The organism is Streptacidiphilus sp. EB103A, from assembly GCF_041261405.1.
Lineage (GTDB): Bacteria > Actinomycetota > Actinomycetes > Streptomycetales > Streptomycetaceae > Streptacidiphilus.
Map to the genome: position 1 here is coordinate 1 of NZ_JBGCAQ010000016.1, position 14005 is coordinate 14005.

Sequence of the window (14005 nt, forward strand, 5' to 3'; positions counted from 1 at the left end):
CAGGCCGACACATCCCCAACAGGACAGCCGAAGCGTCAGTCACTTAGCGAGTCAGACCCACCAGAAGCATCACCGAGAACATCATCACTGTCACTCACCCTACTTTCGGGTCACTGATCTGACGCTATATCGGACATAACGGGCAGTATCCGTCGAATGAGTGACCCAAAAGTAGGGTGAGTGACCCGAAAACCGGGCAGCCCACCTGGCGAAAGGGTTCTTCACTCCTCGCCCGGGAGGGCACCGGCGCGCCGCCCGGCAACGCACGCCCCACCACCCTCCCCGCTCCTCGTGGTTGGCCAGCGAGCGGAGCGAGCCACCCCGGCCAGGCACGGAGCGGCGTGCCCCATGGAGGTGATGGTGGGTCAGCGGGAGCGAACGCGCACGTCGGGGGCGGGGTCGGGACGGGGGCTCGGTCGCCCGGCGGGTCCGGGGCGGATTGCGGCGTCCCGCCTCCCCCGAGCCCCGCCCCCGCCCCTACCTCAGCCCCGCCAGATGCGCCTTGAACCCCGCGCCGTAGGCGGTTGCGGTGCCGTCGTAGGCGCTGATGAGGGACGGGCCGGAGGAGCAGTCCCAGGTGTTCCAGGTCCAGGCCAGGTAGGAGGCGCCGGCGTTGTCCAGCCAGGGCAGCAGGGTGTCCAGGTAGCCGTGGGCGCAGTCGCTCTCGCCCAGCTCGCCCGTCACCAGCGGGACCTGGGCCAGCACCGGGGAGATCTGGCTGCTCCAGCAGGAGCTGCTGCTGCAGGTGTTGAAGTTGTACGAGTGCCATGAGGCGGCCAGGTTGTGGTCCGGGTCGGTCGGCTCGTAGGGCAGCCACTGGGTGAGGTCGTTGGAGTAGGCGAGCCCGCCGAGCATCAGCACATTGCTCGCGCCGGTGCTGCGCACCGCGTTCACCATCGACTGCATGCCCGCGACCTGGTAGTTGATGCCGGAGCAGGTCCCGCCGTCCCGCCAGCAGGTCCAGGCCTGGGCGGTGGTGCTGGTCGCGCGGTCCGGGTAGGGCTCGTTGAACAGGTCGAAGACCGTCGAGTTGTCGCCCTTGAAGGTGTTGGCGACCGAGGTCCAGAACGGTATTGCCCCGGCTGCGTCCGGCATCGGCTTCTGGCAGGTCGCCGTGGCGCTGGAGCAGCCGGAGGAGTTGCCGCTGTAGACGCCGTCGGTCCAGTGCAGGTCCAGGATGGCGACCAGGCCGTTCTGGTGCAGCAGTGAGACGTAGCTCTTGATCGCGTTGATGTAGTTCGCGCCCGAGTAGGCGGCCAGGACGTTGGACTCACCGAGCCAGCAGTCCTCGTTCAGCGGCACCCGTACGGCGTTGATGTGCCAACTGGCCATCGCCGCAACGGAGGTCTGGTCGACGGGCCCGTCGAAGAGGCCCGTCCCCTGTACGCAGGCGAACTCCGCGCCGGAGCGGTTCACTCCGTGCAGGGTGACCGTGCTGCCGCTCGCGTTCACCAGCTTGTTGCCGGAGACATGCAGGGCGGGTGCGGCTCCGCCGGGCGGCGTGGTCGTCGGCGGTGCGGTGGTGGGCGGTGCGGTGGTGGGCGGTGCCGTGGTCGGCGGCGCCGTCGTGGGTGGAGCGGTCGTCGGGGACGAAGTCGGGGACGGCGTCGGCGAGGTCGTCGGCCCGCAGGCCACGCCGTTCACCGCGAAGCCGGTCGGCGCCGAATTGGCGCCCGAGTAGCCGAAGTTGGCGTTGGTCGTGAAGGAGCCGCCCGCCGCGATGCCGGTGCTCCAGCTGGGTGCGGCGACGGTGACGGTGTGGCCGGACTGGGACCAGGTGCCGTTCCAGCCGCTCTGCAGGGTCTGGTTGCCGGTGGTGGTGTAGGTCAGTGTCCAGGGCTGGACGGCCGCGCCGCCGGTGTCGGTGATGGTCGCGGCGGCGGTGAATCCGCTGCCCCAGTCGTTGGTGACCGAGTAACTGACGCTGCACGACAGGGCGGTGGCCGCGGCGCTGGACGCGGCCAGCGGCAGCAGTGCCGCGGCGAATCCGGCTACGGCGGCGGCCGTGCCGAGGAGGAGTGTGGTGCGGGATCGCATGGGGAGCACCCGATTCTGTTGGGTGGGTGGGGTGCTCTCACTGGCTGCCGGGCGTCAAGGTAGCGGATGGACTGCGTTCACGGCAGTCCCACAGCAAGAAATTTCTGCTCATCGTCAAGGGGCTTGACGCGCCGTCAGAACCGCCGGACTATCGGGAGCGCTCCCACTGGTTGCCGCCGTCGGCAGGAGTCGTAAGCCTGCTTCGAATGGGAGCGCTCCCACTCCGTTCACCCGGTACCGGACCGGTAGTTGATCACGATCCACCCACCCGAAAGGACCGTGAAGTGTCACATCCCGCCCGTCCTCCCGCCCCTCCACCCGCCCGCCCGCTCGCCCGCTTCCGAGCAGCCGCCGCAGCGGCCGCCCTCGGCGCGGCCATGCTCGTCCCCGTCGCTGCCTCGCAGTCGGCTCACGCGGCGGTCACCCACGTCGCCAACCCCTACCTCGGCTCCACTCCGTACCTCAACCCGGACTACGTCTCCGAGGTCAACGCCCAGGCCACCGCGGACGGCGGGACCACCGGCACGGCCGAGGCGAAGGTCGCGAGCTACCAGACCGCCATCTGGATGGACCACATCGGCGCCATCGCCGGCGACAGCACCCACCTCGGCCTCAAGGCGCAGCTCGACAAGGCCGAGACGCAGGCCGCCGGGAGTTCCACGCCGGTGCTGTTCGAGGTGGTGATCTACGACCTCCCCGGCCGTGACTGCGCCGCGCTGGCCTCCAACGGCGAGATCCCGGCCACGGCGGCCGGCCTCACCGAGTACGAGTCCCAGTACGTCGACCCGATCGCCGCGCTGCTCGGCACCAGCACCTACAGCAACCTGCGGATCTCCACGATCATCGAGCCCGACTCACTGCCCAACGCGGTCACCAACCAGAGCAAGACGGCCTGCGCGACGGCCACCCCGTACTACGAGACCGGTGTCGAGTACACCCTGAACAAGCTGCACGCCATCCCCAACGTCTACACCTACCTGGACATCGGCCACTCCGGCTGGCTCGGCTGGTCCAGCAACATGGGCCCGGCCGCCCAGGAGTTCGCCAAGGTGGCCAAGGCCACGACCGCGGGCGTGGCCAGCGTGGACGGCTTCATCAGCGACACCGCGAACACCACCCCCACCGACGAGCCCTTCCTGCCCAACTCCACGCTCCAGGTGGGCGGGCAGCCGCTGGACTCGGCCAACTTCTACCAGTACAACCCGTATTTCGACGAGCACACCTATGACGAGGCGATGCACGCCTCGATGGTCTCGGCCGGCTTCCCCAGCACCGTCGGGATGCTCATCGACACCTCCCGCAACGGTTGGGGCGGCTCGTCCCGTCCCACCGCGCTGAACTCGTCGCCGACCGACGTCAATTCCTACGTGACCGCGAACAAGGTCGACAAGCGGCCGTTCCGCGGCGACTGGTGCAACGTCAACGGCGCCGGCATCGGCTCGCGCCCGACCGCGCAGCCGTACGGGTCGAGCGACCCGATCATCGCCTACGTCTGGATCAAGCCCCCGGGCGAGTCCGACGGTGACTACCCGAGCGGTACGCACACCCACGGCGATCCGCACTGCGACCCCAGCGGCACCCAGACCGACGGCAACGGCAACACCTACCCGACCGACGCCATCCCCGGCTACGACATCCCGGCCGGCAACTGGTTCGCGGCCCAGTTCCAGCAACTGGTCGCCAACTCCTACCCGGCGCTCGGCAGCTCCAGCGGCGGCGGCGACACCACTCCGCCGTCGGCCCCCACCAACCTGGCGGTGAGTGGGACGACCAGCAGCAGTGTGTCGCTGACCTGGACGGCCTCCACGGACAATGTGGGCGTCACCGGCTACGCGGTCTACCGGGGATCGACCAAGGTCGCCACGGTGACCACGACCTCGTACACGGACACCGGGCTGACGGCCTCGACCGCGTACAGCTACCACGTGACCGCCCAGGATGCGGCGGGCAATGTCTCGGCCTCCTCCGCGACGGTCACCGGCACCACCTCCGCCTCCAGCGGCGGCGGAGGCGGCGCCGGCAGCGGCTGCACCGCGAGCTACAGCGTCAGCAGTGACTGGGGCTCCGGCTTCAACGCCAATGTCACGGTCACCAACACCGGGACCAGCGCCACCAAGTCCTGGACCGTCACCTGGACCTGGGGCGGCAACCAGACCGTCTCCAGCATGTGGAACGCCGTCTACAGCCACTCCGGGTCGGCCGTGACCGCGGCCAACGAGCCCTACAACAATGTGATCGCCGCCGGAGGCAACACCAGCTTCGGCTTCGGGGCGACCTACTCCGGCACCAACACCGCTCCGACGCTCACCTGCACCGCGAGCTGACCGAGCCGATCGAGTAACCGGACTGCTCCGGCAGACTGCGGCGCGGCCCACTCCCCGGGCCGCGCCGCACCACCCCACGGGGGCGGGCGCGAAACCCGTGCGCGCCATGATCACGCGGATGGCCGAACCGTTTCCCGGCGGATGTAATGTGGGGCCGCACAAGCACAGACCGGCACAGCTGCGGGAGGCCCCCACCCGCCCGGCCTCAAGGGAATCGGCCCTGATGGAACTCGCGTACATCCCCAGCCCGTCGCAGGGCGTCTGGCACATCGGCCCGCTGCCGATCCGCGCGTACGCGCTGTGCATCATCGTCGGCATCGCCGCCGCCCTGTGGCTGACCCGGCGCCGCTGGGTCAAGCTCGGCGGCAACCCCGACGACGTCGTGGACATCACCCTGTGGGCGGTTCCGTTCGGCATCGTCGGCGGTCGGCTCTACCACGTGATCACCGACCCGGAGCTCTACTTCAAGTCCGGTGAGCAGCCGATCCGCGCCCTCTACATCTGGGACGGCGGCCTCGGCATCTGGGGAGCGGTGGCGCTGGGCGCGCTCGGCGCCTGGATCGGCTGCCGCCGCCGCGGCGTCCCGCTGGCGGCCTTCGCCGACGCGCTCGCGCCGGGGCTGATCCTGGCCCAGGCGATCGGCCGCTGGGGCAACTACTTCAACCAGGAACTCTACGGCGACCCCACCACGCTGCCCTGGGGTCTCAAGATCACCTACACCGACGCCAACGGCCAGCTCGCCCACGGCGTGTTCCAGCCGACCTTCCTCTACGAGTCGCTGTGGGACCTGGCCTGTGTCGCGCTGCTGCTCTACGCGGACCGCCGCTGGAACTTCCACTCCGCACGGCTGTTCGCGCTCTACGTGGCCTGCTACACGGCGGGCCGCGGCTGGATCGAGTCGCTGCGCACCGACCACGCCAACCACTTCCTCGGCCTGCGGCTCAACGACTGGACCTCGCTGATCTGCTTCGTGGCCGCCGTCGGCTATCTGATCGTCTCCCGCAACCGCCCCGAACCGGAGAACCGCCTGGGCCGGTCCCGGCTGGTACCCGAGGGACCGGCCCAGGACGACGCGACGGCGGACGAAGCGGAACCGGCCGAGTCGGAGGACGAGCCGGCGGACGATGCCGCAGCCGAGACGGCGGACAACCCCGAGAAGCACACCCCCCGGGTCTGATCCTCGAACGAGCACCGACGGAGGCGTGGCGCTTGCGAGCGCCACGCCTCAGCTCTCGGAGTCGGCTTCCCCGCCGGGGGGCGTGCGGTGGTGCCGGCGCCAGAGCCAGACGCACAGGGCGATCGCCACGATCCCGCCGACGACGCCCGCAGCCACCGTCCCCACGGTCTGCGCGGTCTTCGCGTAGGCCGCCCCGGCCAGGAAGCCGAGCAGGGTGTAGCCGACACCCCAGAGCAGCCCGCCCGCCGCGTTGAACAGCAGGAACCGCCGGTACGGCAGCTGGGAGAGTCCGGCCAGCGCCGGGACCATGGCCCGGAACAGGGCTACGAAGCGGCCGAGGAACACCGCGGCCGGGCCCTTGTCGCGCATGAAGGCGCGCGAGCGCTCGATCCGGTCGTGGTACCTCACGGCGAGCCGGGTGGACAGCAGCGCGGGGCCGAAGCGCCGGCCGACCTCGTACCCCACCGAGTCGCCGGTCACCGCGGCGAGCACCACCACTGCCATCATCGCGGGCAGGTTCACCCCGTTGTGCGCGCTCGCGATCACCCCGCCGATGACCACGGCGGTCTCGCCGGGCAGCACGAAGCCGAAGAAGAGGGCGTCCTCGGTGAACACCAGCGCGGCGACAATCAGGTAGACCAGAGGCCCTGACAGGTGCAGCAGCCAGTCGGTGATCGCCTGCATCACGCCATCATAGGAGGCCGGGGACGGAGGACAGGCCGAGGCTCGCGGGCCGCGCGTGCTCCTGGTGCAGATGCTCCACATGGTGCACGGCCTGGTCCAGCAGCGCGGCCACATGGGAGTCGTAGAGGGCGTAGACCACGCTGCGCCCGCGCCGCTCGCCCACCACCAGGCCCTGCTCGCGCAACACCCGCAGCTGGTGCGAGCAGGCCGACTGCTCCAGGCCCACCTCGGCGGCCAGCTCGGTGGCCGCGCAGGCGCCCTCGCGCAGCCGGGCCAGGATCAGCAGCCGCGAGGGCGTCGCCAGGGCCTGCAGGGTTCCGGCCACCCGGGCGGCGGCAGCCGCGTCGAGGCGCCCGGTGCGCTGATCGCCCTGGTCATTAGGCTGGCCCATGCTCACATCGTACTCAGTGGCATATCACCGGTGGTTCCAAGACTGCCGGTAGCATCGAGCCGTGTACCGATGGGTGTCGGCCGGGCGCTGTGAAGGAGGGGGAGGGCCGTGTCGTTGATGGCAACACTGTCGGTGGTCTTCGCCGTGCTCGCCGCCGTGAGCAATGCGCTGGGCACGGTACTCCAGCGGCGGGCCGCACTGATCGTCCCGCAGTCGGACGGGTTCCAGCTGCAGCTGATGTGGGACCTGCTGCGCACCCCGATCTGGTTCTTCGGCATCCTCGGCGTGGTCTTCGCCGCGGTCTTCCAGGGCCTGGCGCTGGTCACCGGCCCGCTGGCGGTGGTCCAGCCGATCTTCGTGCTGGAACTGCCCTTCGCCCTGCTGATCTCCGGTCTGGTCTTCCGCAAGCCGATGGTGCGGCGCGGCTGGCTGTCCGTAGCCTGCATCGTGGTGGGCCTGGGCACCGCGCTGGCCGCGGCCTCGCCCAGCGGCGGGGAGCTGCAGCCGCCGGCCGCGCTGTGGCTGCTGGCGCTGGTCTGCTGCGGCGGAATGATGGTGCTGCTCGCCGGCGCGGCGCTGAAGCGGCCGGTGGGTCGGGCCCGCGCCGCCTGCCTGGGCACGGCTGCGGCGATTGGCTACGCCCTCACCGCGGCCCTGATGAAGTCCGCCACCGACACCCTGGACCACGGCGGCGTCGGGGCGTTCTTCACCGCCTGGCAGACCTACGCCTTCGCGGCGGTCGGCGTCTGCGCGCTGTTCCTGCTGGAGAACGCCATGCAGGCGGGTCCGCTGGTGGCCTCCCAGCCCGCGCTGACCCTGGGCGACGCGCTGATCAGCCTCTCGCTCGGGGTGACGCTCTACTCCGAGTCGGTACGGGCCGGCTGGTGGCTGCTGCCGGAGATCTTCGGGGTCGGGCTGGTGCTGCTGGGCGTGGTCGGCCTGTCCCGGTTGCAGTCCGGGACCGGCGTGCCCGCCGAGGGCGCACAGCCGGAGTCCGAGTCGGGGTCGTCGGAAGCCTCGGTGGACGTCTCCGAGACGGCCTGACCTTTTCAAGCCGACCTCACGACAGGCCGGCGGAGCGTACCGCCTGCTGATAGAGCGTCAGCGTGTCCTGGTCGAAGTAGCTGCTGTAGGAGATGCCCGCGGTGTAGCCGCCCTGCTCGAAGCCGCCGATGACGCCCGCGATCCCGGCGGTGCCGCCGGGGCCGGCCACGACCCAGGGGCTGCCGCTGGTGCCGTCGGTGAAGTCGGCGCAGACGACCCGCAGTTGGGTGCTGGTGAACCGGCTTGCGATGTTGCTGCAGGTGATCGGCGCGTCCTCGTCCTCCCGATAGCCGGTGAGGGTCACCGCGACCGGGGTGCCGTCGCCCACGCCGGGGTCGGTTACCAGCCGGTTCGCCCCTACCACCTGCTGGAGTTGACGGCCTTTCAGCGGGGCGACCACGGCGAAGGCCACATCGAGGTCGGAGTCCGTGTCGGCGGTCCAGCGGGGGTCCTCGACGACGCCGACCAGCTTCCACTCCCCGTACGGCGCCGTGCCGTTGCGGTAGCCGGGGACGAAGACAGTGGTGCCGGGGTCGGTGGACAGGCAGTGCGCGGCGGTGACGATGATGTCGCCGCCCGGGCTGTCCACCACGCTCGCCGAGCAGTAGTGGTCGCTCATGCTGCTGTCGGTGAACAGCGCGCCCACCCGCGCCGACTGCGCGTTGACCGCGGCCGCACTGCTGCTGCCCGGCCCCTGCGTGGCCCCGACCGCGGCCGTGGCGCTGCCGCCGGCCATCACCAGCAGCCAGGCCAGTACGGCCACGCCCCAGCGGGCGGCGGATCGCGGTCGGAGAACCCTCACACCCATACGTTCCCAGAAGTACTCAGCTGCAGGTCGGCGGCTGGATGAGGAATTGTTGAGAATCGTACAAGTCTGCGCCCCGGCCGGACGGCATAATGCTGAGTACCCGCGTGAGCCGAGAACAGGGAGCCCGTATGTTCGAGCTGGGGACCGACGGTCCCTCCGTGATCGTCGCCGGACTGGACGGTTCGGACTCGTCCCTGCGCGCGGCCGCATACGCGGCCGGGCTGGCCCGCCGGCAGGGGTCGCTGCTGGCCCTGGTCTACATACAGCCGATCGGCACCATGGGCGGCGCGGACGTGGGCGTCGCCATCAACCAGGCCGGGCGCGAGGTCGCCGCGGACCTGGAGCGGCAGATCCGCGAGGGCGTCGACCAGGGCAGCCACGGCCGGAGCATCCGCTGGGAGTTCCACACCGCGCCCGGCGACGCCTACGCGGGAATCGTCGAGCACGCCGACCGGCTGAAGGCCGACGCGGTGGTCATCGGCGCCTCGGAGAAGGCCGGCCACCGCATCCTCGGGTCGGTGGCGGTACGGCTGGTGAAGGCGGGCCGCTGGCCGGTCACGGTGGTGCCGTAACCGGCCGCGCCGGCCGGAAACCCGCCGCGCCGGCCGCGCCGGCCTGGACCGAACCCGTCAGGCCCGCCGGATGTCCGGCTCCAGGTAGATCACCCGGGCGATCGGCACGGCGGCCCTGATCCGGGCCTCGGCCGCGTCGATGGCCCGGGCCACCTCGGCGGCGGTGTCGTCGTGCTGCACCGCGATCTTGGCCGCCACCAGCAGTTCCTCGGGACCCAGGTAGAGCGTGCGCATATGGATCACCCCGGTCACCACGTCCCCGTCCACCAGGGCCGCGCGGATCGAGGCGTTGTCGGCCGCGCCCGCACCCTCGCCGAGCAGCAGGCTCTTGGTCTCGATGCCGAGCACCACCGCGATGCAGACCAGCAGGGCGCCGATGCAGAGCGTGCCCACGCCGTCCCAGACGCCGTCGCCGGTGGCCAGACTCAGCCCCACCCCGAACAGCGCCAGGACCAGGCCGATCAGCGCGCCGAAGTCCTCCAGCAGCACGATCGGCAGCTCGGGCGCCTTGGCCCGGCGGATGAACTGCACCCAGCTCTGCGAGCCGCGCAGTTCCCCGGACTCCTTCACCGCGGTGCGGAAGGAGTACCCCTCCGCGACGATCGAGAACAGCAGCACGCCCACCGGCCAGTACCAGTGGTCCAGCGAGTGCGGGTGCCGGACCTTCTCGACCCCCTCGTACAGCGCGAACAGGCCGCCGACGCTGAACAGCACGATGGCGACCAGGAAGGCGTAGACAAAGCGCTCCCGGCCGTAGCCGAAGGGGTGCTCCTCGGTCGCGGCCCGTTTCGCCCTGCGTCCGCCGAGCAGCAGCAGCGCCTGGTTGCCGGAGTCGGCGACCGAGTGCACGCCCTCCGCGAGCATCGAGGAGGACCCGCTGAAGGCGAACGCCACGAACTTCGCCAGCGCGATCGCCAGATTCGCCCCCAGCGCCGCCACGATCGCCCTGCTACCGCCGCTTGCACTCATGCTTCCCCGCTGTCCCCTCGACTGTTCTTACCGCGCTCTAACCCAGCCCGAGCAGGAAGCCTATCCGTGCAGCAGGCCTATCCGTGCAGCAGGCCCGACAGGACCTTGCCCTCGGTGGAGAGGATGCCGTTCTGGTAGTCGAACCGGGGCGTGCCGGAGAAGAGCAGCCACTGGTACTTCATGTTCTCGGCGAACCAGTAGGCCGGCGTGAGGTCGCCCGGGAGCATCCCACGCACCGTCACATCACCGGAGACGGTGTACCCCTCGGCCACCCGCTGGTTGGCCCGGCTGCCGGCGAAGAGGCGGTAGGCGGCGTCCTTGTACCCGTCGTCCCCGGTCAGCCGCCACAGGTCGAGCGCGGCGTTGGCGTACTCGGGGCGCAGCTGGCTGCCCTTGTCGACGGCCGCCAGGGTGGCCGGGTCCACCGTCTCCGGCAGCACCGGGTACCGGGCGAGAACGTCCGACCAGGTCCGGAAGTACGCCTGACCATGCGTCAGATCGCCGCCCTTGGCCAGCAGTCCGGCGTAGAAGGAGCCCAGTTCGGACTGGGCGGCAGCGCCGACGGGCCGGCCGGTGGCCGAGTCGACGGATCTGAACCACAGCCGGCCGCCGACGGACACCGGCTGGTGTCTCATGATCGCGGCGGTCAGCTCCCGGTACCAGGACCCCAGTTGGGGGTCGCCGAGCAGGACCGAGCCGCTCCACAGGTACTCGTAGAAGGAGTCGACCGGCGGGTTGGGCGCGACGGAGGTGACGTCGATCCAGCGGCCGGTCTCGGTGTGGATGGTCGACCCCAGCAGCCCCAGCGAGCTGCGACGGGAGACGACGGCCTGGTAGGCGCGCGTCGCTACGTCGTAGTAGCGGCCGTCGCCGGTGAGGTCGGACAGCAGGCCGAACTCCATGACATTGGTGCAGGCCTGGGCCAGCGCCACCATGGTGCCGGAGACCGCGCCGGTGCGCAGATTGACATGGCTGTACGGGATGCCGGTCGGCGACTTGGTGAAGGCGGGCAGCAGCCGGTCGGCGAGCTCCCCGACACGGTCCAGCAGGCTGGGCCTGCCGGTCGCCAGGTAGCCCGCGAGCAGCCCGCCGACCAGCCGGATGATCGATTCGAAGACTTCGACCGACACGTTCTGGACGGGGTCCAGATTCGCGTCGATCCAGTCGCAGCCGCGGGCCAGTTCGTCGTCCTCGCCCATCAGGTAGAGGGTGTCCAGCGCCTCCACGATGGACAGTCCGAAGGTGTGCCCGGGGGCGAAGAAGTCGTGGTGGCGACGGCTCACCGGGCAGACCTCGTCGTAGCCCCAGGCGTGGTCGGTGTAGCCGCGCCAGCCGTGCAGGAACTCGGTGTGCACCTCGGCCGCGGCGGTGTCGTCCGAGGGACGGTCCGCAGGATGCACCGCAGGATGCTCCGAGGGGTGGTCCATGCCGGTGGCGGACGCGGTGCCCGGGAGGAGTGCGGCGGCCGCGGTGCCGGCCACGGCTGTGCCCAGCAGCGCGCGTCGGGAGAGTGCGGGTCGGGGTCGTGCGGAGTTCTGGCGCATGGATACAGGACGGTAAGCCTGCCAACGTACCCTGACTGCCATTGCCGCCAGGCGGCGTGGCGTCCGGCTCCACCCGGCTGGGCTGCGAGGATGTCCCCTGAGGCGGAGGCGTCTTATCACCTGATGGGGTGAACTGCCTGGGCTCCCTGGCGCAGCGTCAGGGCACGTGGACGCGGTGAAGTGGACGCGGTGAACAGGAGGGCGGAATGGAGCGGGACGTGCTGCGCCATGCCGAGCCGGTGATGGGCACCGTGGTGTCTTTCGACCTCAGGGGCGCGGACGGCGCCGACGGCGCGGTCGCCGACGGCCTGCGGCGGGCGGTCGCCTGGCTGCACCGGGTGGACGAGGTGTTCTCCACCTACCGTCCGGACAGCCAGATCAGCCGGCTGGGGCGGGGGGAGCTGACGGTCCATGACTGCGATCCGGACGTCGCCGAGGTGCTGGAGCTGGGCGCGGCGGCGGAGCGGGCGGGCGACGGGTTCTTCTCGGTGCGGCCCGGCGGTCCGGGGGGTGAGCTGGACCCCTCCGGCGTGGTCAAGGGCTGGGCGGTGGAGCGGGCCTCGCGCATCCTGCTGGAGGCCGGCTCGACGGACCACAGCGTGAACGGCGGCGGGGACGTGCAGACCGCGGGGGAGCCCGAGCCGGGGCGCGGCTGGAGCCTGGCCGTGGCCCATCCGCTGCATCCGGGGGCGTTCGCGACCGTGGTCCGCGGCAGCGGCATCGCTCTGGCCACCTCGGGGACGGCCGAGCGGGGCGCGCACATCCTGGACCCGCACACCGGACGGCCGGTGTCCGGCGTGCTGCTGTCGGTGTCGGTGGTGGGGGAGTCGCTGACCGCCGCGGACATCGCGGCGACCACGGCCTTCGCGATGGGCTCCGCCGGGCGGGACTGGCTGGAGGCGCAGCCGGGGCTGGAGGGCTTCGCCGTCACCGCGGAAGGCCGGGCGTGGTGGACACCCGGCTTCTCCGCGTACGTCCCGGAAGGCCTACGTCCCTGACAGGCCTACTGGCGCGCCCTGAGCGCGTCCGTGTGCGCCTTGATCTCGTCCTTGGTCAGGTAGGTGTCGGTGTACTCGAAGTCGCGCAGCGTCGCCGGGCGGCCGCGCTGGAAGCCGGTGCGGACGAAGTCGTCCCCGGCGGTCGCGTTGAGCAGCCAGTTGGTCATGACCCGCACCTTGGCGACATTGGTCCGCAGCGCCATCAGGTGGTAGCCGCGGGCCACGCCCTGCGCGGCGACGCCGGTGAGCTCCACGCCCATCGGCTTGGACACCGCGTCCGCGCCGCCGAGGTCGACCACCAGGCCCAGGTCCTTGTGGAAGTACGGCTTCGCCTCCTGCCCGCGCAGCGCGGCGACGACGTTGTCGGCGACGACCTTGCCCTGCCGCTGGGCGTGCTGCGCGGTGGGCGGGCAGACCGAGCCGTCGCCCTTGGCCAGGTCGGGGACGGCGGCGGCGTCGCCGAGTGCGTACATCCCCTCGAACTGCGGGACCTTCATCTCGGCGGTGGTCACCAGGCGGCCGCGGACGGTCTCCGAGTCCAGGGTGGCGATCAGCGGGCTGGCGGCGACGCCGGCGGTCCAGATCAGGGTGCGGGAGGGGATCACCCGGCCGTCGGTGAACTTCACCGAGTCTTCGCCGACCTCGGCCACCGAGACGCCCAGCGAGACCTCGATCCCGCGCTTGCGCAGGACGTTCAGTGCGGTGGCGCCGAGCTTGTCGCCCAGTTCGGGCATCAGCTTGGGGGCGATGTCGATCAGATGCCACTTGATCAGGTTGGGGTTGAGCCGCGGATAGCGCTTGACCGCCGAGGTGGTGACCCGCTGCAGGCAGGCGGCCGTCTCGGTGCCCGCGTAGCCGCCGCCGACGACCACGAACTGCAGCCGGGAGATCCGCTCGTCCCGGTGGGTCGCCGAGTCGGCCAGGTCGAGCTGGCTGATCACGTGGTCGCGTACGAACGCTGCCTCGGCGAGGGTCTTCATCCCGCGCGCGTGGTCGGTCAGGCCCGGGATGTCGAAGGTGCGGGTGACGCTGCCCGGGGCGAGCACGATGTAGTCGTACTCCTCGTTCACGATCTCGTCGGTGATCTTCTTGATCACGCAGATCTTCGCCCTGGGGTCCACGCCGATCGCGCCGCCGGGGATGATCCGGGTCCGGTGCAGCATCCGGCGCAGCGAGACCGCGACCGACTGCGGGGTCAGCACCCCGGCGGCCACCTGCGGCAGCAGGGGCAGGTACAGCTCGTAGCTGAAGGGCGCGACGATGGCGATGTCGGCCTCACCGGGGGCGAGCTTGCGCTCCAGCCTCCGCGCGCACTCGACGCCGGCGAACCCGCCGCCGACCACCAGGATCCGAGGTCGTTCCATGGAGTCATCCTTTGCTGAATGTCGTCACGGTGCGTCGTATGTTCAGTCGTATGTCCATATCGGCCTATTCCTGCCCGCCACCCTGGCACGCAC

The 14005-nt window shown here is 70.8% G+C and carries 12 protein-coding genes; 5 read left to right on the forward strand and 7 right to left on the reverse strand.

What is annotated here, in order from left to right; genetic code table 11:
* Positions 1-477 precede the first annotated feature (477 nt).
* Complete coding sequence (locus ABH941_RS25505; RefSeq protein ID WP_370131809.1) at positions 478-2037, reverse strand: cellulase family glycosylhydrolase; 1560 nt, start codon at positions 2035-2037, stop codon at positions 478-480.
* Positions 2038-2321: 284 nt separating this feature from the next.
* Between ABH941_RS25505 and ABH941_RS25510 the strand changes: the two genes are divergently transcribed.
* Both ABH941_RS25510 and lgt read left to right on the forward strand, forming a co-directional pair.
* On the forward strand, positions 2322-4361 hold the full coding sequence (locus ABH941_RS25510; protein WP_370131810.1) for a glycoside hydrolase family 6 protein: 2040 nt from the start codon (positions 2322-2324) through the stop codon (positions 4359-4361).
* 223 nt (positions 4362-4584) lie between these two features.
* Positions 4585-5538: a prolipoprotein diacylglyceryl transferase gene (gene lgt / locus ABH941_RS25515; RefSeq protein ID WP_370131811.1), complete on the forward strand. Its 954-nt coding sequence runs from the start codon at positions 4585-4587 to the stop codon at positions 5536-5538.
* A 48-nt stretch (positions 5539-5586) separates the two neighbouring features.
* Here lgt and ABH941_RS25520 read toward each other — a convergent pair whose 3' ends face one another.
* Positions 5587-6222 carry a DedA family protein gene (locus tag ABH941_RS25520; RefSeq protein ID WP_370131812.1) on the reverse strand — a complete coding sequence of 212 codons (636 nt, stop codon included), beginning with the start codon at positions 6220-6222 and terminating at the stop codon, positions 5587-5589.
* A gap of 7 nt (positions 6223-6229) precedes the next feature.
* On the reverse strand, positions 6230-6613 hold the full coding sequence (locus ABH941_RS25525; protein WP_370131813.1) for an ArsR/SmtB family transcription factor: 384 nt from the start codon (positions 6611-6613) through the stop codon (positions 6230-6232).
* 117 nt (positions 6614-6730) lie between these two features.
* On the opposite strand from ABH941_RS25525, the gene ABH941_RS25530 reads away from it, so the two are divergent.
* Entirely contained in the window at positions 6731-7657 is a 927-nt protein-coding gene (locus tag ABH941_RS25530) for a DMT family transporter (protein WP_370132058.1), read from the forward strand.
* A gap of 16 nt (positions 7658-7673) precedes the next feature.
* Here the strand turns inward: ABH941_RS25530 and ABH941_RS25535 are convergent, their stop codons facing one another.
* Positions 7674-8459, reverse strand: coding sequence for a serine protease (locus ABH941_RS25535; protein ID WP_370131814.1), 786 nt, complete (start codon positions 8457-8459; stop codon positions 7674-7676).
* Positions 8460-8554: 95 nt separating this feature from the next.
* On the opposite strand from ABH941_RS25535, the gene ABH941_RS25540 reads away from it, so the two are divergent.
* On the forward strand, positions 8555-9037 hold the full coding sequence (locus ABH941_RS25540) for a universal stress protein (RefSeq protein ID WP_370131815.1): 483 nt from the start codon (positions 8555-8557) through the stop codon (positions 9035-9037).
* A gap of 57 nt (positions 9038-9094) precedes the next feature.
* On the opposite strand, the gene ABH941_RS25545 is transcribed toward ABH941_RS25540, so the two are convergent.
* Positions 9095-10006: a cation diffusion facilitator family transporter gene (locus ABH941_RS25545; protein ID WP_370131816.1), complete on the reverse strand. Its 912-nt coding sequence runs from the start codon at positions 10004-10006 to the stop codon at positions 9095-9097.
* A 77-nt stretch (positions 10007-10083) separates the two neighbouring features.
* A complete protein-coding gene (locus ABH941_RS25550; RefSeq protein WP_370131817.1) occupies positions 10084-11550 on the reverse strand; it encodes a glycoside hydrolase family 47 protein in 1467 nt (488 codons plus the stop codon).
* 206 nt (positions 11551-11756) lie between these two features.
* On the opposite strand from ABH941_RS25550, the gene ABH941_RS25555 reads away from it, so the two are divergent.
* Complete coding sequence (locus ABH941_RS25555) at positions 11757-12548, forward strand: FAD:protein FMN transferase (RefSeq protein WP_370131818.1); 792 nt, start codon at positions 11757-11759, stop codon at positions 12546-12548.
* A 5-nt stretch (positions 12549-12553) separates the two neighbouring features.
* Here ABH941_RS25555 and ABH941_RS25560 read toward each other — a convergent pair whose 3' ends face one another.
* Positions 12554-13912, reverse strand: coding sequence for an FAD-dependent oxidoreductase (locus tag ABH941_RS25560; RefSeq protein ID WP_370131819.1), 1359 nt, complete (start codon positions 13910-13912; stop codon positions 12554-12556).
* Positions 13913-14005 lie beyond the last annotated feature (93 nt).